At 72.6% G+C, this 19,839-nt stretch carries 15 protein-coding genes and 3 pseudogenes; 13 read left to right on the top strand and 5 right to left on the bottom strand.

What is annotated here, in order from left to right:
* The 7 genes and pseudogenes from ASC99_RS10115 to ASC99_RS10090 form a co-directional block, all read left to right on the top strand.
* Window positions 1–407, top strand: a pseudogene (locus ASC99_RS10115) (NAD-binding protein); the annotation flags it as partial.
* 1 nt (window position 408) lies between these two features.
* Window positions 409–672 (top strand): annotated as a pseudogene (locus ASC99_RS40295) (Ion channel protein); the annotation flags it as partial.
* A 32-nt stretch (window positions 673–704) separates the two neighbouring features.
* Window positions 705–1,682: an NAD(P)H-quinone oxidoreductase gene (locus tag ASC99_RS10110; RefSeq protein WP_057230413.1), complete on the top strand. Its 978-nt coding sequence runs from the start codon at window positions 705–707 to the stop codon at window positions 1,680–1,682.
* Between the two features lie 154 nt (window positions 1,683–1,836).
* Complete coding sequence (locus tag ASC99_RS10105; RefSeq protein WP_057230411.1) at window positions 1,837–2,682, top strand: hypothetical protein; 846 nt, start codon at window positions 1,837–1,839, stop codon at window positions 2,680–2,682.
* A 97-nt stretch (window positions 2,683–2,779) separates the two neighbouring features.
* Window positions 2,780–3,367: a bacterial proteasome activator family protein gene (locus tag ASC99_RS10100; protein ID WP_057230409.1), complete on the top strand. Its 588-nt coding sequence runs from the start codon at window positions 2,780–2,782 to the stop codon at window positions 3,365–3,367.
* Window positions 3,368–3,556: 189 nt separating this feature from the next.
* A pseudogene (locus ASC99_RS10095) lies at window positions 3,557–4,885 on the top strand (protein kinase); the annotation flags it as partial.
* A gap of 174 nt (window positions 4,886–5,059) precedes the next feature.
* Complete coding sequence (locus ASC99_RS10090; RefSeq protein WP_082598223.1) at window positions 5,060–6,778, top strand: protein kinase; 1,719 nt, start codon at window positions 5,060–5,062, stop codon at window positions 6,776–6,778.
* 225 nt (window positions 6,779–7,003) lie between these two features.
* On the opposite strand, the gene ASC99_RS10085 is transcribed toward ASC99_RS10090, so the two are convergent.
* On the bottom strand, window positions 7,004–8,083 hold the full coding sequence (locus ASC99_RS10085; RefSeq protein ID WP_082598222.1) for a phosphotransferase enzyme family protein: 1,080 nt from the start codon (window positions 8,081–8,083) through the stop codon (window positions 7,004–7,006).
* A 59-nt stretch (window positions 8,084–8,142) separates the two neighbouring features.
* Complete coding sequence (locus ASC99_RS10080; RefSeq protein ID WP_057230407.1) at window positions 8,143–8,802, bottom strand: response regulator transcription factor; 660 nt, start codon at window positions 8,800–8,802, stop codon at window positions 8,143–8,145.
* Window positions 8,803–9,163: 361 nt separating this feature from the next.
* Here ASC99_RS10080 and pdhA point away from each other — a divergent pair, with 361 nt between their 5' ends.
* From pdhA to ASC99_RS10065, 3 genes are read left to right on the top strand one after another with little or no spacing between them, the layout of a single operon-like run.
* Window positions 9,164–10,345: a pyruvate dehydrogenase (acetyl-transferring) E1 component subunit alpha gene (gene pdhA / locus ASC99_RS10075; RefSeq protein WP_057230405.1), complete on the top strand. Its 1,182-nt coding sequence runs from the start codon at window positions 9,164–9,166 to the stop codon at window positions 10,343–10,345.
* A complete protein-coding gene (locus ASC99_RS10070) occupies window positions 10,345–11,319 on the top strand; it encodes an alpha-ketoacid dehydrogenase subunit beta (RefSeq protein WP_057230403.1) in 975 nt (324 codons plus the stop codon). Before pdhA ends, ASC99_RS10070 begins: the two co-directional genes overlap by 1 nt.
* A gap of 13 nt (window positions 11,320–11,332) precedes the next feature.
* On the top strand, window positions 11,333–12,721 hold the full coding sequence (locus ASC99_RS10065; RefSeq protein WP_057230401.1) for a dihydrolipoamide acetyltransferase family protein: 1,389 nt from the start codon (window positions 11,333–11,335) through the stop codon (window positions 12,719–12,721).
* Between the two features lie 57 nt (window positions 12,722–12,778).
* On the opposite strand, the gene ASC99_RS10060 is transcribed toward ASC99_RS10065, so the two are convergent.
* The 3 genes from ASC99_RS10060 to ASC99_RS10050 form a co-directional block, all read right to left on the bottom strand.
* Window positions 12,779–13,672: a hypothetical protein gene (locus ASC99_RS10060; RefSeq protein WP_057230399.1), complete on the bottom strand. Its 894-nt coding sequence runs from the start codon at window positions 13,670–13,672 to the stop codon at window positions 12,779–12,781.
* A 184-nt stretch (window positions 13,673–13,856) separates the two neighbouring features.
* On the bottom strand, window positions 13,857–14,627 hold the full coding sequence (locus ASC99_RS38405; protein ID WP_157531461.1) for a hypothetical protein: 771 nt from the start codon (window positions 14,625–14,627) through the stop codon (window positions 13,857–13,859).
* A gap of 56 nt (window positions 14,628–14,683) precedes the next feature.
* The gene (locus tag ASC99_RS10050; protein WP_057230396.1) at window positions 14,684–15,556 is read right to left on the bottom strand and encodes a hypothetical protein; all 873 of its coding nucleotides are present in this window, start codon (window positions 15,554–15,556) and stop codon (window positions 14,684–14,686) included.
* Window positions 15,557–15,759: 203 nt separating this feature from the next.
* Here ASC99_RS10050 and ASC99_RS10045 point away from each other — a divergent pair, with 203 nt between their 5' ends.
* The 3 genes from ASC99_RS10045 to ASC99_RS10035 all read left to right on the top strand — a co-directional run bounded on the left by ASC99_RS10045 (window position 15,760) and on the right by ASC99_RS10035 (window position 19,791).
* Window positions 15,760–16,971, top strand: coding sequence for a benzoate/H(+) symporter BenE family transporter (locus tag ASC99_RS10045; RefSeq protein ID WP_057230394.1), 1,212 nt, complete (start codon window positions 15,760–15,762; stop codon window positions 16,969–16,971).
* 197 nt (window positions 16,972–17,168) lie between these two features.
* Entirely contained in the window at window positions 17,169–18,407 is a 1,239-nt protein-coding gene (locus ASC99_RS10040; protein WP_057230392.1) for a M64 family metallopeptidase, read from the top strand.
* A gap of 73 nt (window positions 18,408–18,480) precedes the next feature.
* On the top strand, window positions 18,481–19,791 hold the full coding sequence (locus ASC99_RS10035) for a nitrate/nitrite transporter (RefSeq protein ID WP_057230390.1): 1,311 nt from the start codon (window positions 18,481–18,483) through the stop codon (window positions 19,789–19,791).
* The last annotated feature ends 48 nt before the right edge of the window (window positions 19,792–19,839 follow it).

Here is a 19,839-nt window from a genome sequence, read left to right as displayed (position 1 = left end):
GAGACGTTGTTGCGGGCTGAACTGCCTACGGCCAGCCGGGTGGTGGTTGCTCCGGAGCGGGATGACACGTCGGTGTTGGTGACGTTGACTGCGCGTCAGTTGAACAAGCATGCGACGGTGGTGGCGGCGGTGCGGGAGGACGAGAACGCGCCGTTGCTGCGGCAGAGTGGTGCGGATGTGGTGGTGACCAGTTCGAGTTCGGCGGGGCGGTTGCTGGGGATGTCGATGCTGAGTCCGCATGCGGGGGCGGTGATGGAGGATCTGCTGACGTACGGCAACGGGCTGGATGTGGTGGAGCGGCCGGTCACCAAGGCCGAGGCGGGGCACAGTCCGCGTGACTGCACCGATCTGGTGGTCGCGGTCGTGCGTGGCCGACGGGTCCTCAACTACACCGAACCCGAAGCCGCNGCGGGGCGGTTGCTGGGGATGTCGATGCTGAGTCCGCATGCGGGGGCGGTGATGGAGGATCTGCTGACGTACGGCAACGGGCTGGATGTGGTGGAGCGTCCGGTCACCAAGGCCGAGGCGGGGCACAGTCCGCGTGACTGCACCGATCTGGTGGTCGCGGTCGTGCGTGGCCGACGGGTCCTCAACTACACCGAACCCGAAGCCGCCGTCCTCCAGCTCACCGACCGCCTCATCACCATCCAGCAGGCGGTCCCGTCGGCCTGAGGCCACCCCGGCGGGGCAGTACCGTCGGAGGTATGCATGCGATGACGATTCCTCAGCCCGGTGGTCCCGAAGCACTGGTGTGGGCGGAGGTGCCCGACCCGGTGCCCGTCGCCGGGGAGGTGCTGGTCGAGATCACGGCCAGCGCCGTGAACCGGGCCGACCTGTTGCAGCGGCAGGGCCGCTACGCACCGCCGGCCGGCACCTCGCCGTACCCCGGGCTCGAGTGCGCGGGGCGGATCGTCGCCCTCGGGGCCGGGGTGGCCGGCTGGGCGGTCGGCGACCAGGTCTGCGCCCTGCTGGTGGGCGGCGGGTACGCCGAGCTGGTGGCCGTGCCGGTCGGCCAACTGCTGCCCGTGCCGGAGGGGTTGAGCGTGACCGAGGCGGCCGCGCTGCCGGAGGTGGCCTGCACGGTCTGGTCCAACCTCTTCATGGTGGCCCATCTGCGCCCCGCCGAGACGGTGCTGCTGCACGGCGGCGCCAGCGGCATCGGCACCATGGCGATCCAGCTGGCCAAGGCGGTCGGGGCCAAGGTGCTGGTCACCGCCGGGAGTTCCGACAAGCTGGCCCGCTGTGCCGAACTCGGTGCGGACGTCGGCATCGACTACCGGAAGCAGGACTTCGTCGAGGAGGTCGCGGCCGCCACCGGTGGGGCCGGGGCGGACGTGATCCTGGACATCATGGGTGCCAAGTACCTGGACCGGAACCTCGACGCGCTGGCCACCAACGGCCGCCTGGTCGTGATCGGTCTGCAGGGCGGGGTGAAGGGCGAGCTGGACCTCTCCAAGCTGCTCGCCAAGCGGGCCGCGGTGGCCGCCACCACGCTGCGCGGCCGCCCGCTCGGCGAGAAGGCGGCGATCGTGGCGGCGGTTCGCGAGCACGTCTGGCCGCTGATCGAGGCGGGCGTGGTCAAGCCGGTGATCGACCGGGTGCTGCCGCTGACCGCGGCGGCGGAGGCGCACCGCGTGCTGGAGGCGGGCGAGCAGGTCGGCAAGGTGCTGCTCACGCGCTGACCGCGGGACCTGCCGCGGCTCCGGACCGGGAGCCGCGGCAGATCTCCGACTGGGTACGAAATGCCTGGATTGTCGGATTGTGTGAGGCTGGTGCGGAGCTGTCCCGCCGCCGTCCGCGTCCCAGCGCGGTCGGCCGTCGGAAGGACCTCCCTCCGTGGCCGCACTTCCGTTCGCGTTCTCAGCACGTCCCGTTCCGGTCACGGTGATCTGGCGTACCGCCGTACTGGCCGGCGTGGCGGTGCCGCTGCTGCTGGCCGGGCCGACCGCGCTGGCGGAGGAGCGGGAGCCGGCGGGCCCGCCGCAGGTGGAGGTGGTGCTGACCACCGTGCCGCCGGTGCTGATACCCCAGCTCCCGGTCCTCCCCAAGCTGCCTCAGCTACCCGCGCTGCCCACCGTTCAGCTGCCGGTCGTCCCGGGCTCGAGCCCGGTGCGGACCGTGCCGGCGAAGCCCCAGCCGTCGGAGCCCGTCGCGCCCTCGCCGATACCGTCCGGGGAGCCCAGGCCCGACCCGTCGCCGACCGCCGGGCCCAGTGCCGAGCCGTCCGCCGAGCCGAGCCCGGCTCAGACTCCCACCCCGACGCCCGTCCCGACTCCCACCCCGATCCCCGCAACGGAGCCGACGCCGTTGCCGAGCCCCGTGGCCCCCGCCCGCCCGGCCGCGCCCGTGCTGCCGGTCGGGCCCGCCCGCCAGGGCCAGGTCCCCGCGCACCAGCCGCCCGCTCCGGCGGCCCCCGCCGTCGCCGAGCAGGCTGCCCCGCTGCCCGAGCGCGCCGCACCCGCCGACCCGACCGGCTCGGCGACCGAGCCCGGCGAGCAGGCAGCACCGGCCGAGCCCGTGGAGTCGGCCGACCGGCCTGCGGCTGCCGTCCAGATGGCGGCCGGCCTCACCGCCCCGCTGCGCTGGACCGACGCCTCCAACCTGCAACTGCCGCTCGGTGCCGGGCTGGCGATGATCGGTTGCGGGCTGGCGCTGGTCGGCTTGCGGCTGCGCCGCCGCTGACAGCGGGTCAGGCCGGATCGGCGGCGCGGGCGGCCTCGTACCCGGCATGATGGTCGGTGAGTTGACCCTCCCCCCGCGTGAAGCATATGAAGGAGCTATGACTAAGCCGATGAACGAACGGTCGCAGTCGGAGGACGCCCCGAAGGTGCAGATCGTGGGCCCGGACGGGATGCCGGTCGGGGCGGTCCCCGGGGCCGGGTTCGGCCGGTTCGGCGAGGGCGAGGCGATGGAGCCGCGCGAGCTGCCGGTGACCGAGATGGTCGAGCAGCCCGCCAAGGTCATGCGGATCGGCAGCATGATCAAGCAGCTGCTGGAGGAGGTCCGGATGGCTCCTCTCGACGAGGCCAGCCGGGTCAGGCTGAAGGACATCCACGCCAGCTCGATCAAGGAGCTGGAGCTCGGCCTGGCGCCGGAGCTGGTGGAGGAGCTGGAGCGGCTCTCGCTGCCGTTCACCGAGGACACCATCCCGACCGAGGCCGAGCTGCGGATCGCCCAGGCCCAGCTGGTCGGCTGGCTGGAGGGCCTGTTCCACGGCATCCAGACCGCGCTGTTCGCCCAGCAGATGGCCGCCAGGGCCCAGTTGGAGCAGATGCGGCGCGCGCTGCCGCCCGGCAGCCACGGCGCCGAGGCGGAGTTCGACGAGCCGGTCGAGGGACGCGGCATCCGCTCGGGCCCGTACCTGTAGAGCTGCTGCGCGGACTTCGTTCCAGCTCGGACACGGCCCCGCCCCGGCACCCGGTGGCGGCGGGCCGAGCCGATACCCTGACCCCTGTCGTCGGCCCCTGCGGGTCGGCGGCCGGGGTCGGTCCGGTTCTGCACCCGGACGGCTGGGCAGCCGGGACACCTCCGCAGCCGGAGGGGGAAGCAGGAGAGCATGAGCGGCGAGGACGGCAGCACGGGCGAGGGACACTCGCTGGCAGGCGGCCGGTACGTGCTGCGGCACCTGCTCGGCCAGGGTGGGATGGCCTCCGTCCACCTGGCCCACGACACCGTGCTGGACCGCAAGGTCGCGGTGAAGACCCTGCACACCGAGCTGGGCCGGGAGCAGGCTTTCCGGGAGAGGTTCCGCCGGGAGGCGCAGGCGGTCGCCAGGCTGCAGCACACCAACATCGTCTCGGTCTTCGACAGCGGCGAGGACATCGGTCCGGACGGCGCGACCACCCCCTACATCGTGATGGAGTACGTCGAGGGCCAGGCGCTCCGCGACGTGCTGAACGAGGCGATCGCCAAGCACGGCGCGATGCCCGCCGACCAGGCGCTGAAGATCACCGGGGCGGTGCTGTCCGCGCTGGAGGCCTCGCACGACCAGGGCCTGGTGCACCGGGACATCAAGCCGGGCAACGTGATGGTCAGCGCCAAGGGCACCGTGAAGGTGATGGACTTCGGCATCGCGCGCGCCCTGCAGTCCGGGGTGACCTCGATGACCCAGACCGGCATGGTGGTCGGCACCCCGCAGTACCTCTCGCCGGAGCAGGCGCTCGGCAAGAGCGTGGACGCCCGCTCGGACCTCTACTCGGTCGGCTGCATGCTGTTCGAACTGCTCACCGGGCAGCTGCCGTTCGACGGTGACTCACCCTTCTCGATCGCGTACAAGCACGTGCAGGAGGAGGCGCCCTCGCCGTCCGGGCTCAACCCGGCGGTCCGCCCCGGGGTGGACGCCCTGGTGGCCAGAGCGATGCGCAAGGACCCGGCGCACCGGTTCCCCACCGCCGAGGCGATGCGGGCCGAGCTGGAGCGGATCGCGGCCGGAGCGTCGGACGGCGGGACGCCGCTGCGGGTGGCCACCCCGCTGGTGATCGGCGAGGGTCCGCGTTCGGTGTCGGCCGGCGGCGCGGTCTCGGCCGGGGGTTCGCTGACCGGCTTCCCGCAGGTCAGTGGCGACCTGCGCGGGCCCGCCCCGCAGGTGCACCAGCCGTACCAGCCGTCCACCCCGCCGCCGTACGGCCCGCAGACCCCGCCGCCGGCCTTCGCCCAGCCGTACCCGGGGCCGCACACGCCGGGGCCCTTCCCGCAGCAGCAGCCGTCGCCGTACCCGTTGGGTCATCAGCAGCCGTACCCCCAGCAGCCGTACGCCGCACCGCAGTTCGCCCCGCAGGCGGCGAAGGGGAATGGCTGCTCGACCGCGCTCGTGATCGTCGGGGTGATCATCGGGGTGATCGTGCTGGCCTCGGTGATCGTCGCCATCGTGGCGGCCAAGCAGGAGCAGAACCGGCAGAACAACACCTACGACTCCGGTGCCTCGACGGCTTCGAGCCAGTACCTCCCGGACCAGCCGATCTGACCGTCGCACCGGCTCCGCCACGGCACGGCGGGCCCGCCGAAGCGGTAGCGTTCCAAGGACGCAACTGACAGGGCGACCCGCCCGGGGCGAGGAGTGATGGCACAGACACAGCAGCCGGGCGACGGCGCGGACGAGACCCCCGAGACGCCCGAGGTGCCGACGGCCACCCCCACGCCCAGCACCGCCGAGACGGCGGAGACGGCTGTGCTGCCCGCAGGTGGCGGCCCCGGGCCGGCCACACCGGGACGGGGCACCGCCGCACCGCTCGGCACCGTCGGCGAGGGCCGCTACCGGCTCACCCACCGGCTCGGCCGGGGCGGGATGGCCGAGGTGTTCGCGGCCCAGGACATCCGGCTGGCCAGGACCGTCGCGGTCAAGCTGCTCCGCACCGAACTGGCCCAGGACGAGACCGCCCGGCTCCGGTTCACCCGGGAGGCGCACTCCGTCGCCTCGCTCAACCATCACTCGATCGTCGCGGTCTACGACACCGGCGAAGAGATCGAGAACGGCGAGTCCACGCCGTACATCGTGATGGAGCTGGTCGAGGGCCGCACCGTCCGCGAGCTGCTGGTGGACGAGGAGGCGCCGCCGGTCGACCAGGCGCTGATCATCATCGCCGGGGTGCTGGAGGCGCTCGCCTACAGCCACCGGCACGGCATCGTGCACCGGGACATCAAGCCCGCCAACGTGATCATCACGACCGGCGGCGCGGTCAAGGTGATGGACTTCGGCATCGCCCGCGCGCTCACCGGACCGGCCAGCACCATGACCCAGACCGGCATGGTGATGGGCACCCCGCAGTACCTCTCGCCCGAGCAGGCCCTCGGCAAGCCGGTGGACCACCGGTCCGACCTGTACGCGGCCGGCTGCATGCTCTACGAACTGCTGGCGCTGCGCCCGCCGTTCACCGGTGAAACCCCGCTCTCGGTGGTCTACCAGCACGTCCAGGACGCACCGGTGCCGCCCTCGGAGGCCAACGACCGGGTGCCGGTCGAGCTGGACGCGATGGTGCTGCGCTCGCTGGCGAAGGACCCGGACGACCGGTTCCAGAGCGCGGACGAGTTCCGGGCCCACCTGCAGCACGCGCTGCGGGAGATGCACGGTGCGGCCGGGGCCGGCTACGCGGCGGGAGCCGCCGCCGCGGCCGCCGCGGCGGCCGGGCTGGCAGCGGCCGGGGCCGGCAACACCGGCGGCTACCCCGGCTACGAAGGCGTCCCGAGTGGGGGCACCGCGATCACCGAGCCGCTCGGCGGTGTCGGAGCCGGTACCGATCCGACGGCGGTGCTGGGGTATCCGGTGGGCTCGCCGTTCAAGACGCCCTCGGCGCCGTACCCGGCGGTCGGCGGTGGCGGCGGTGGTGGCGTCGGTGCCGGAGGTGACGACGGGTCAGGCGGGGAGGAGCCGAAGGGGCGACGGAATCCCTGGCCGGTGGTGGCCGGGGTGCTGCTGGTGCTCGGCGCCGCAGGCGTCGGCATCGGGCTGGCACTGAACAACAACGACAAGGGCACCGAGCCGCCGGTCACTCCCTCGGCGTCCAGCTCGGCCTCGGCCACGCCGTCCCCGTCGGAGTCGCCGTCCCCGTCGCCCACCAAGACCAACTCCCGGACGGCGTCGCCGAGTCCGACTCCCACGCCGACACCGACCCCGACCCCGACGCCCACCCCTTCGCCGTCGCCGAGCCCGACACCCACGCCGACGCCGACACCCACCCCGACCCCCACGCCGACACCCACCCCGACCCCGACGCCGTCGCCCGCCGGCTCCCCGTCCAACCCGGCTCCGCCCAGCACTCCGGCGGCGAACCCGAACTCGTAGTTTTCGCAGGTCCCGAGGTTGCACCACCCAGGGGCTCGGGGCTCTGCTGACTTGCGGCTCCGCCGCGGGGCGCGGAGGTCTGGCGTTCGGGTCACTGCGAAAGTGCCTGACCATCGACGCACGGATCACCTTTTCCGATGTCGGCGTCGCCCCGCGGCGGAGCCGCCCATCAGCAGGGCCCCGAGCCCCTGACCGTAGATGCCTGAGCACCTGCCTGAATCAGGGTCAGTTGGTCAGGGCGTCGAGGACCTGTTCGTACTCCTGGCACCACCAGGTGAGTTGGCCGGCCGAGGCGGCGAAGAGGTGGTCGGCGCGGTGGTCGGCGCGCTGGTAGTGCCACTGGAGCATCCAGAGGTCGTTGAGGCGTTCCCACCAGACCCGGTGCGTGGCGGCGGCCAGGTCGGCGGTGCCGGCGGCGCCGGTGCTGCGGTAGGCGCGGGACCAGCGGCGGACCCGGTTGAGGTCGAGGACTCCGGTGGTGCGGTCGTCGAAGAGCAGGGTGGCGGCCCGGACCGCCTCTTCGGCCTGGGGGCGGGGGCCGAGTTTGTCCCAGTCCAGTACGGCCGTCACCCGGCCGTGCCGGTGGAGCAGGTTGAGGCCGTGGAAGTCGCCGTGGGTCCAGCCGGTGGGCGGGGCGGCCTGCGGGGCGGGGCGGCGGTGCCGGTGGGTGTCGAGCAGGTCGAGCCGTTCGGTGAGCCGTCGTTCGGCGAGGGTGTCGAAGGAGCCGGTCCCGGCGGCCCTGGCCTGCTCACGGAGGCGGCCGACCAGGAGGGCGGTCTCCGCCGGGTCGGCGGACCGGTGGCCGGCCGGCTGCCGGACGGGGGCGCAGACCTCGGCAAGGGCGCCGTGCAGGCGGCCGAGTAGCGCGCCGAGCTCGCCGCACTGCCGTAGGTCCAGCTCGGTGCCGTGCCGGTGTTCGCCCTCGATCCAGGGGAAGAGCGCGAACAGGCGGCCGCCGTGGCTGGTCCAGGTGCGGCCGTCCCGGGTCCGCACCGGGGGCTCGACCGGCAGGCCGAGCGCCGCCAGGGCGGTGGTCGCGCGGTGCTGGGCGGCGACCACCGGGCGGGTGGCGGTGGCCTGGTCGACGTAGCACTTGAGGAAGAACCGGCCGGTGCCGGTCTCCACCCGGTACCCCCGGTTGAGCAGCCCCTCGGCGACCGGTATGGCGCTGAACCGGGCCAGCCGGTAGGTGCGCAGCACCCCGGCCAGGGTGCGGTCCTGGACCGGGGGGCTGAGTGTGCCGATGGGGGGTGCGCTGGTGTCCGGGCGAGCCGGTGCGCACGCGAAGGAGGTGCCTTGGGTCACGTCCCCTGAGCGTAGTGCTTACCGGCAGGGGTACTTGACAGGGCGTCAGCGATCTGCTCTCAGTGGTGCTGGTCCGCCTGGTGCCTGGCCACGTACGCGGCGGCCTGGGTCCGGCGCTCCATCCCCATCTTGGCGAGCAGGCTGGAGACGTAGTTCTTGACGGTCTTCTCGGCCAGGTGGAGCTCGTTGCCGATCTGACGATTGGTCATCCCCTCGCCGATCAGGTCGAGGATCCGGCGCTCCTGCTTCGTCAACTGGGCGAGCCGCTCGTCCTCCTTCTCGCCCCCGTCGCGGAGCCGCGCGAGCACCCGACTGGTGGCGATCGGGTCGAGCAGCGACTTGCCCGCCGCCACGTCGCGGACCGCGGAGATCAGGTCGGTGCCGCGGATGGCCTTCAGTACGTACCCGGAGGCCCCGGCCATGATGGCGTCGAAGAGCGCCTCGTCGTCGGAGAAGGAGGTGAGCATCAGGCACTTGATCTCGGGGTGCTGGGAGCGCACCTCGCGGCAGACCTCAACCCCGTTGCCATCCGGCAGGCGGACGTCGAGCACGGCGACGTCCGGCCGGACGGCCGGGATCCGGGTGAGCGCCTCGGCGGCGGTGCCGGCCTCGCCGACCACCTCGATGTCGTCCTCGATCGACAGCAGCTCGTGCACGCCCCGGCGGACGACCTCATGATCATCGAGCAGGAATACCCTGATTTGTCCGTTTCCAGTCACGGCCGAATGCTCCCATGAATACGGACCGAAGTCCTGTCCTCCGTGCCGACCACCGTGCGGAAATTGATGCCCGTTACCCCCTTACGCGGAGACAGCTGCCCGGATAGCGTGCGCAGGTGTCCTGACGGCCACGAAATGAGAGCCGCGCCACACCCGTGGCGCTCATCGACCCGAACAACTAGGACGTCCTAGCGCAGAAGCGCCAAGGGGCTGCGCTGGGTAACGTTCTCGTAAGGGACGCCGTCGGAAAAGGAACACCACCTGCTGAGCAGATCGGTGCGCATACCCACGCGCTCCTGCGAGGCGGTGACCGGACCGGTCACCGGCGACCCCGGGCGGCCGGACAGACCGAGGAGTGAACGTGACCGTCAAAAGCACGACGAGGGCGCGCAAGAAGGCTGCCCCCGCCGTACCTGACACCCTCCCGCCAGTTCTTTCGGAGGCCCAGTCTTCGGAGTCCCAGCCGGACGCCCAGCCGGAGTTGATCCAGCTGCTCACGCCGGAAGGCATCCGGGTCGAGCACCCGGACTTCCCGCTGACCACCACGCCGGAGGAGCTCCGCTCGCTCTACCGGGACCTGGTGCTGGTCCGGCGCTTCGACGCCGAGGCCACCTCGCTGCAGCGCCAGGGCGAGCTCGGCCTGTGGGCCTCGCTGCTCGGCCAGGAGGCCGCCCAGGTCGGTTCGGGCCGGGCGATGCGCACCGGTGACTACGCCTTCCCGACCTACCGCGAGCACGGCGTGGCCTGGTGCCGCGACGTCGACCCGCTGAACCTGCTCGGCATGTTCCGCGGCGTGAACCACGGCGGCTGGGACCCGAACGAGAAGAACTTCCACCTCTACACCATCGTGATCGGCGCGCAGACCCTGCACGCCACCGGTTACGCGATGGGCATCACCAAGGACAGCGCGGACGACGCGGTGATCGCGTACTTCGGTGACGGTGCCTCCAGCCAGGGCGACGTGAGCGAGGCGTTCACCTTCGCCTCGGTCTACAACGCGCCGGTGGTCTTCTTCTGCCAGAACAACCAGTGGGCGATCTCCGAGCCCACCACCAACCAGACCCGGATCCCGCTCTACCGCCGCGCCTCCGGCTTCGGCTTCCCGGGCGTCCGGGTGGACGGCAACGACGTGCTGGCCTGCCTCGCGGTGACCCGCTGGGCGCTCGACCACGCCCGCAGCGGCAACGGCCCGGTGCTGGTGGAGGCGTTCACCTACCGGATGGGCGCGCACACCACCTCCGACGACCCGACCCGCTACCGGGCCACCGAGGAGACCGAGTCCTGGAAGGTCAAGGACCCGATCTCCCGGCTGAAGGCGTACCTGGAGCACGAGGGCCTGGCCGACGAGGCGTTCTTCGCCGAGCTGGAGGCGGAGAGCGAGCAGCTCGGCCTGCGGGTCCGCGAGGGCGTCCGGAACATGCCCGACCCGGACCCGACACTGATCTTCGACCACGTCTACGCGGAGCCGCACACTCTGGTGGACGAGGAACGGGCGGAGTACGAGGCGTACGCCGCCTCCTTCGAGGGCGGGGAGAACCACTGATGGCCGGTCAGCTCAGCATCGCCAAGGCGCTCAACGAGGCGCTGCGCAAGTCGCTGGAGAACGACCCGAAGACCTTGCTGATGGGCGAGGACATCGGGAAGCTCGGCGGTGTCTTCCGGATCACCGACGGCCTGCAGAAGGACTTCGGCGAGGACCGGGTGATCGACACCCCGCTCGCCGAGTCCGGCATCGTCGGCACCGCGATCGGCCTGGCGCTGCGCGGCTACCGCCCGGTGGTGGAGATCCAGTTCGACGGCTTCGTCTACCCGGCCTTCGACCAGATCGTCTCCCAGCTGGCCAAGATGCACGCCCGCGCGCTCGGGCACGTGAAGATGCCGGTCACCGTGCGGATCCCGTTCGCGGGCGGCATCGGCGCGGTCGAGCACCACAGCGAGTCGCACGAGGCGTACTTCGCACACACGGCCGGCCTGCGGGTGGTCACCCCCTCCAACGCGCACGACGCGCACTGGATGCTCCGGCAGGCGATCGCCTCGGACGACCCGGTGATCTTCCTGGAGCCGAAGCGCCGTTACTGGGACAAGGGCGAGGTCGGCGACTCGGCCGACCTCGGGCTGCACTCCGCGCGGGTGGTCCGGCCGGGTGCCGACGCCACGCTGATCGCGTACGGCCCGATGGTGAAGGTCTGTCAGGAGGCCGCCGCGGCGGCCGAGGAGGACGGCCGCCGCCTCGAGGTGGTCGACCTGCGGTCGATCTCGCCGATCGACTTCGCCACCGTCGAGGAGTCGGTCAAGCGCACCGGCCGGGCGATCGTGGTGCACGAGGCGCCGGTCTTCATGGGCCTGGGCTCCGAGCTCGCCGCCCGGATCACCGAGCGCTGCTTCTACCACCTGGAGGCCCCGGTGCTCCGGGTCGGCGGCTACCACGCCCCGTACCCGCCGTCCCGGGTGGAGGAGTCCTACCTGCCCGACCTGGACCGCGTGCTCGACGCCGTCGACCGCGCACTGGCGTTCTGAGAAGAGGAGCGAAATGACCACTGAGGTGCGCTCGCTCCGCGAGTTCAAGATGCCGGACGTCGGCGAGGGTCTGACCGAGGCCGAGATCCTGACCTGGTACGTCAAGCCCGGCGACGTGGTGACGGACGGTCAGGTGGTCTGCGAGGTGGAGACCGCCAAGGCGGCGGTCGAGCTGCCGATCCCGTTCAACGGGGTCGTCGAGACGCTGTTCTTCCCGGCCGGTTCGACGGTGGACGTCGGCATGTCGATCATCTCGGTCGCGGTGGGGGAGGGGGCCGCCGAGCCGGCGCCCGCCGCCGCGCCGGCTGCCGCCGCTGCTCCGGTCGTCGAGGCGCCGGACGCTGCCGTGCCCGAGCGCCGCGAGGTGCTGGTCGGGTACGGGCCGCGTACGGGTGGTGCCCAGCGGCGGGCCCGGAAGGCTCCGGCCGCTCCGGCCGCGGCGGTGGCCGCTCCGGCCGCGGCTCCGGCCGTGGTGGTGCCCGCGCAGGCCGAACCCGTGTCGGCGGAACGGCCGTTGGCCAAGCCGCCGGTGCGCAAGCTGGCCAAGGACCTGGGCATCGACCTGCGGACGGTCACCCCGACCGGCCCCGACGGTGTGATCACCCGGGACGACGTGCACGCCGCCGCCGTCCCTGCGCCGGTGGCCGAGCCCGTCGTCGCTCCCGTTGCCGCCGCCCCGCTGCCGGTCGCGGTCGGTACGGGTGACGTCCGGGTGCCGGTCAAGGGCGTCCGGAAGGCCACCGCGCAGGCGATGGTCGCGTCGGCGTTCACCGCGCCGCACGTCACCGAGTTCATCCAGGTCGACGTCACCCGGACGATGAAGCTGGTGCGCGAGCTCAAGGCGAGCGGCGAACTGGGTGAGGGCGTCCGGGTCAGCCCGCTGCTGCTGGTCGCCCGGGCTCTGCTCACCGCCATCCGGCGGCACCCGGAGATCAACGCCGCCTGGGACGAGGCGAACCAGGAGATCGTGCTCAAGGGCCAGGTCAACCTGGGGATCGCGGCCGCCACCCCGCGCGGTCTGCTGGTGCCCAACATCAAGGACGCCGGGTCCAAGACCCTGCCGCAACTGGCGACCGCCCTCGGCGAGTTGACCGACGTCGCGCGCCAGGGCAAGACCTCGCCGGCCGACCTGTCCGGCGGCACCGTGACGATCACCAACGTCGGCGTCTTCGGCGTCGACACCGGCACCCCGATCCTCAACCCCGGCGAGGCCGCCATCCTGGCCTTCGGCGCGGTCCGGGAGCTGCCGTGGGTGCACAAGGGCAAGGTGGTGCCCCGCCTGGTCACCACGCTGGCACTCTCCTTCGATCACCGCCTGGTCGACGGCGAGCTGGGCTCCAAGGTGCTGGCCGACACGGCCGCCGTCCTGGAGCGCCCGAAGCGCCTGATCACCTGGGGCTGACGCTCCTTCGGCACGCGGACGGGCCCTGCTCCCTCGGGAGCAGGGCCCGTCCGTTTTTCAGCCCCGGGTGCGGAGGGTGCGGCGGACCAGCAGCAGCACGCCGGCGCCGAGCGCGACGAAGGCGGCGGCAGAGGCGAGCAGGAAGGTGTTCGGGGTGCTGCTGCCGGTTTCGGCCAGCTCGGTGGTGGTGGCGGCGGCGGTGGGCGAGACGCTCGGCGTCGGTGCGGTGGCGGGCACGTCCTTGGCGGCGGCGGGCACGGCGGCCGGGGTGACCGGGGTGACCGGCGCGGCCGGGGCGGCGGTCGAGGGGGTGGCCTTCGGGGTGGCGGGCTTGGTGGGCTGGGCCGCCGGGTGGTTGAACTTCAGGTTGGTTGTGATCATGGGGGCGTCACCCTGGGACGACACGTGGAGCTCGATGCCCTGCTGCTCCTTCGGTGCCGTGGCGGCCAGCCCGATCCGGAACACGTAGCGCTTGGTCTGGCCGTCGGCCAGCGGGGCGTCGAGCAGCGAGGTGTCGGCGGAGAGCGTCGGGTCGCAGCCGAGGCGCAGCTTGAGCGGCTGCCACTTGCCGTCCTTCATCACCTCGACGGTGAAGTCCTGCTTCCGGACGTTGACGTTCGGCAGGTGGTTGTCGGCGGCCCCGGACTGCGGGTTCCAGAACGAGAGTCCCGGGCTGATCGCCTTGTAGGGGGCGCCGGTGTGGTTGGCGATCTGCACGCCGAACTCGACCTTCGGCCCGCCGGCGGTGAGGGTGGTGGCCCTGGGGTTGACGAAGGTGAGAGCCGGGGTGGTGGCGCGCTGCGGCTCGGGCGCCTGGGCGGAGTTCGAGAAGGGCGCGTCGCCGCAGGCCCAGGCGGTGGAGGCGGGGAGGACCGTGAGCCCTGCGGTGAGGGCGACGACGGCGGCCAGCGGAGCAATCTTCGCAAAACGGTTGATAACGGGCGCACGCATGACGGGTCTCCCCCAAGGAGCTGGAACTGACGATGAGTTGGTGAAGGGGTGCCGCCTGGCCGGCTCCTGCCGGGCCCTGCTCTCCGTGCCTTCAACCGTTAAGACGTGCATCCCCGTCGGGGGTTGCAGGTGAGTTCAGAAATCTTTTCGAGGGATTTCCGGCAGCGCCGGGCGTCCGGTTCTTTCAGCGCCGGCCGAGCCGGCGGACCGTCAGCAGGATGGCCGCGCCGAGGGCGACGAAGGCGGCGGCGGAGGTGAGCAGCAGGGTGTTCGGGGTGCGCGGCCCGGTCTCGGCCAGCTCGGCGGCGGTCGCGGTGGGGGCGCTCGACGCAGTGGCCCGGACGGGAGCGGGAGCCGGGGAGGCCTTCGGACGGACCAGGCTCAGCCTGCCACCCTTCGCGTTGCCCGAGAGCCAGTCCTCGCCGGTCGCGGAGACGGAGTAGGTGACGAAGCCGAGGCCCGTCGGCGCACCGGCCGGCACACCGACCCGGAAGGTCAGCTCGACCGACTCGCCCTTGCGCAGCGCGAGCATCGGCAGCGCCTCGTCCTCGTTCACCAGGCCTCGGGTACAGCCCGGCTGGAGCGCCAGCGGGTGCCAACTCCCGGTGCCCTTGCGCCAGGAGGCCTGGACGTCCTTGACGGTCAGATCGTGTCCGTCGACGAAGTGCCCGAGCCCGATCGCCGGCTCCACCGCCCGGTAGTCGCCGTCGGTGTTGTTGGTGATCCGCACCGGGACGTCCACCGCGGCACCGCCCACGGTGACCTGGGCCGGGGACTTGAGCTGGGTGACCGTCAGCTCGCCCTGGTGCTTCGCGGGGTGCGGCTGGGACTGGGTACGGCCCTTGAGGTCGGACCCGCAGACCGCCCAGGCGGAGCTGCCGCCGGCGACGACGGGCAGGCCGACGGAGAGCACCAGGGCGGCGGTGACGGTGGCGGCGGAACGGGACATGCGCATGGTGGACTTCCCCCGGGGAACTGGTGGTTGGTGGCGCGAGTGGGTCAATGAGTGGGTCAGCGGCGGCGGTTGTGGCGGCGGACCACGGTGAGGACGGCTGCGCCGAGGGCGACCACGGCGGCGGCGGAGGTGAGCAGGAAGGTGTTCGGGGCGCTGCTGCCAGTCGAGGCCAGCTCGGTGGCAGGGGCGACGACGGGGGCAGCGGGCTGCTGGGCGGGGGTGGTGGAGGCACTCGGAGTCGGCGTGACCGTCGGGTCGGCGGCCGGCGCAGCGGCCTGGACGGCGGCCGGGGCGGCCTTCGGAGTGGAGGGCTTCGGCGTGACGGGCTTGGCGGCCGCCGACGGGCGGACCATGGTCAGGGTGATCGGCTTGACGTTGGGGGAGAGGTGGATCTCGAGGGACTTCTGCTCGACCGGAGAGCTGCTCTTCAGGCCCAGCCGGAACTGGAACCGCTTGGTGTCTCCGGCCGCGAGCACTCCCCTGGCCGCCGAGACGTCGACGTTGAGGTGCGGGTCGCAGCTGTGCCGGAGCGGGAGGTTCTTCCAGCCGCCGCCGACCATGACCTCGACGGTGATGTCCTCGGGGCGGAGGTTGACCTTCCGCAGGTCGTTGGAGACGTCGCCGGACTGCGGGTTCCAGAGGGCGGGGCGGGGCGCGATGCTCCGGTAGTCCTCGCCGGTGCCGTTGGACAGCTCGATGCCGAACTCCACCTTCGGCCCGCCCACGGTGATCTTGCCCGGGGTGCCCGGGAGGAGGGTGGCGGCCGGGTCGGTGGCGTGGTGCTCCCAGGCCTCGGTGGCGGCCGGGGCGGGCCGGTCGCCGCAGGCCCAGGCGGTGGAGGCGGGGATGACGGTGAGTCCGGCGGTGAGGGCGGCGACGGCGGCCAGCGGGGCAATCTTCGCAAAACGGTTGATAACGGTCGTACGCATGACGTGTCTCCCCCAAGGAGCTGAAACTGGCGATGAGTTGGTGAAGGGGCGCCGCCTGGCCGGCTCCTGCCGGGCCCTGCTCTCCCTGCCTTCAACCGTTAAGACGTCCATCCCCCTCGGTGGTTGCAGGTGGGTTCAAAACTTTTTTCGAGGACTGTCCGGGAGCCCTCCGGGATACTGCCGAGGTGACAGAACTACGGGGGATGACAGCGGCACCGCAGGGCACGACCGAGCCTCGGGCGTCGCTGCGCAGGGATGTGTCGGGGCCGGCCCTGCTGGCCGGTCTGGTGTGTGTGGCGGTGTCGTTCTCGGGGCCGCTGGTGGTGGTGCTGGCGGCGGCGAAGGCGGGGCAGCTGACGCCGGATCAGACCGCCTCGTGGATCTGGGCGGTGTCGATCGGCAGTGGGCTGAGCTGCCTGCTGCTGTCCTGGCGGACCAGGACCCCGGTGATCGCGGCCTGGTCCACGCCGGGGGCGGCGCTGCTGGTGACCAGCCTGGGGGAGTACCCGTACCGGGAGGCGGTCGGGGCGTTCCTGGTGAGCAGCGTGGCGGTGACCCTCTTCGGGGTGACCGGGCTGTTCGGCCGGCTGATCCGGGCGGTGCCGGTCGGGATCGTGAACGCGATGCTGGCGGGCATCCTGTTCTCGTTCGGCGCGGGGATCTTCACCTCGCTGAAGGCCGCGCCGGTGCTGGTGCTGGGCAGCTTCGCGGCCTTCCTGGCCGCCCGCCGGTTCGTGCCCCGGTACGCCGTACCGGTGGCCCTGCTGGCGGGTGCGCTGCTGGCCGCCGCCACCGTCGGGCTGCCGCTGCAGTTCGGTCAGGGCGGCCCGGTCCGGCCGGAGCTGACGGTCCCGCAGTTCAGCTGGGCCGCGATGGTCGGTCTTGCGCTGCCGCTCACCATCGTCGCGCTGGCCTCGCAGAACGCGCCGGGGCTCGGCGTGATGCGGGCCTCCGGCTACGAGCCGGACGACCGGCTGCTGATCGGCGCGATCGGCGGGTTCTCGGTGCTGCTGGCCCCGTTCGGCTCGCCCGGGGTCAACCTGGCCGCGATCACCGCCGCGATCTGCACCAGCCCGGAGAGCCACCCGGACCCGCGCCGCCGCTACGTCGCCGGGATGTCCACCGGCGTGCTGTACATCCTGATCGGCAGCTTCGCCGGGGTGCTGGTGAGCCTCTTCACCGGCCTGCCGGCCGCGCTGATCGCGGTGGTCGCGGGCACCGCCCTGCTGGCCTCCTTCCAGGGCAGTCTGGCCGGGGCGACGGCCGACGAGTACGGCCGGGACGGCGCGGTGGTGACCTTCCTGGCCACCGCCTCGGGGATGACCCTGTACGGCATCGGCTCGGCCTTCTGGGGCCTGCTGTTCGGCGTCGCGACACACCTCGTGCTGCAGACCGGGCGCACCCGCAAGGGCTGACCCACGGGGGTTGACCCACGGGGGTTGACCTGCGGGGCTGACCGCGCAACCGGGGCTGGGCCGGTCGGCCGACCGGTTGCACCGGTCCGGGGAACTTGGCGCGCAGGGGGACTGCGGGGGCGTACGGGACGGGTACGTCTTCGCGACCCCCCACCCGAGCCCCCGCCGGGTGACCGGAGCAGCGAGGACGAACCCGTATGCCTTCTGGCAATCCTGGCCGTCGTCTGCTCCGCGGCCTGGCCGCAGCCGTCCTGCTGGCGGCAGCCGTGCTCCCCGCCGCGCTGGAGGTGGCCTCGCCGCCGCCGTACGACGTGATCGGCGCCCCGTCCCCGGCCCCCGAACTGGCCGTCCCGCCGCACCTGCTCCGGCAGGCCGACCTGCGGGCCGACGGGGCCGCCCCGACCGTCGACATACGGCGCAGCGGGACGCCCGACCGCCGGATCACCCTGGTGCTGCTCGGCGACGGCTACACCGCCGATCAGCAGGACCTGTTCCGGCAGCAGGCCGACCTGGCCTGGCAGTCGCTGATGGAGATCGAACCGTTCCGCAGCTACCAGGGCTTCTTCAACATAAGGCGGGTCGAGGTGGTCTCCCCGGCGGCCGGGATCGCCGAGGGCGACCAGTCGGGACGGCGGCCCGACTCGCCGCTCGGCATGCACTTCTGGTGCGAGGGCACTGCCCGGCTGCTCTGCGCCGACGAGACCGCCACCGCCCGGTACGCCGGGGCGGGCGAGGGTCCGCAGTACCTGATCGCGCTGGCCAACTCCACCGAGTACGGCGGCGCGGGCGGCACCGGGGTGACCACGCTGGCGGGCGGCAACCCGGACGCCGGGCGGATCATCCAGCACGAGATAGGGCACACCGTCGGGGACCTCGGCGACGAGTACGACAGCGCACCGGCCGACGCCGACTACCCCAACCTGTCCACCCAGGACGCCGAGGAGATGCGCCGGGGACAGCAGAAGTGGTGGCGCTGGCTGGGCGCCCAGTCGCCCGACGGCGGTGGCGTGATCGGCGCGTACCGGAGCGCCAACGGGGTCTACCGGCCGACCGCCGATTCAGTGATGCGCACCCTCGGCGGCAGCTACAACCTGCCCTCCCGGGAGGCCATCATCAAGCAGATCTACCAGCGGGTCGGCCCGACCGACCCGCCCGTCCCGGCAGCCGGCGAGGTGACCGGGCGGCCCCGGCTGGCGGTGCGGCCGCTGGGACTGACCGGACCGCGCCGGCTCGCGGTGGAGTGGCGGGTGGACGGGCGGGCGGTGGAGAGCCCGGCCGAGGACCGGAGCTGGCTGGACACCACCGGGCTGAACGTCCCGGCCGGCCGGACCGTCACGGTCACCGCGACCGTCCGGGACGACACCGACTGGGTCCGCGACGAGGAGTTCCGGGAGCAGCGGATGACCCGGACGGTGAGCTGGCAGCTCAGGGACTGAACCGGCCCTCCGTACCCGGATCGTTGCCCGTCCCGGGCCGTTCGCGGTTGACGCGCTGCATAGTCTGTTCGACGTGACCGTGGACCCCGAGACCGCCAGCCCCGCCCCCGCCCGTGTCGCCGTCCCCGGTCAGCGCGTACCCCTGCCGGTCACACCGCCTGGCGGCCGGGCCGCCTGGTTCGCCTGGTGGATCGGGGTCAGCGTCTACGTCCTCGCGGTGATCCACCGCACCAGCCTCGGCGTGGCCGGGATCGACGCCGTCGAACGGTTCGGGATCGGGGCCTCCGCGCTCTCCACCTTCGCGGTGCTCCAGGTGCTGGTGTACGCGGCGATGCAGATACCCGTCGGCCTGCTGGTCGACCGCTTGGGGCCGCGCCGGGTGCTGCTCACCGGCATCCTGTTGCTGAGCCTCGGTCAGCTCGCCTTCGCCTTCTCCACCTCGTTCGGACCGGCCCTGGTCTCCCGGGCCGTGCTCGGCTGCGGTGACGCGATGACCTTCATCAGCGTGCTGCGGATCTCCGCACGCTGGTTCCCCGCCGCGAAGAACCCGCTGATCGCCCAACTCACCGGCCTGGCCGGGATGGGCGGCAACCTGATCACCACGGTGGTGCTCGCCCAGGCCCTGCACCGCGAGGGCTGGACCGCCAGCTTCGCCTTCGTCGCGCTGCTCGGGGTGGGGGTCTTCGCCCTGGTCGCGCTGCTGCTCCGGGAGGCCCCGGCGGGTGTCGCGGTGGTCCCGGCGGCCGGGCGGCGGCTCTCGGTCCGGGCCCAGATCCGCGACGCCTGGCGCGAGCCGGGCACCCGGCTCGGCATGTGGGTGCACTTCACCACCGCCTTCCCCGGTGCGGCCTTCGGACTGCTCTGGGGGATGCCGTACCTGGTGGAGGGTCAGGGCATGACCCGGGGCGAGGCGGGCGGGCTGCTCACCGTCCTGGTCGGCAGCAACATGGTCTTCGCGCTGCTGCTCGGGCGGGTGCTCTCGCGGACGGTCCGGGCCCGGATGCCGATCACCCTGACCGTGATCGCCGCCACGGCGGTGAGCTGGGCCGTGGTGCTGGCCTGGCCGGGGGCGCACCCGCCGCTCTGGCTGCTGCTGGTCCTGCTGCTGGTGATGGGCACCAACGGCCCCGCCTCCCTGGTCGGCCTCGACTACGCCCGCTCCCACAACCCGCCGGAGCGGCTGGGCACCGCCTCCGGCATCGCCAACATGGGCGGCTTCATCGGCACGGTCATCACGCTCTTCGGGGTCGGCCTGCTGCTCGACACCCTGGTGGGGGCGGACGGGGTGCACTCGGCGGAGGCGTACCGGTGGGCGCTGTGCTGGCTGTTCGTGCCGCTGGGGGTCGGGACTGGGATGATCTTGCGGCTGCGGCGGCTTGTGTAGGGTCTCCGACCTGCGGGAACGCGGTAACCCTTGTTCGGAACAAGGGTT

Source organism: Kitasatospora sp. Root107 (genome assembly GCF_001424875.1).
Lineage (GTDB): Bacteria > Actinomycetota > Actinomycetes > Streptomycetales > Streptomycetaceae > Kitasatospora.
The sequence above is the reverse complement of the archived record's forward strand: the minus strand, read 5'-3'. Positions and strand labels throughout refer to the sequence as shown.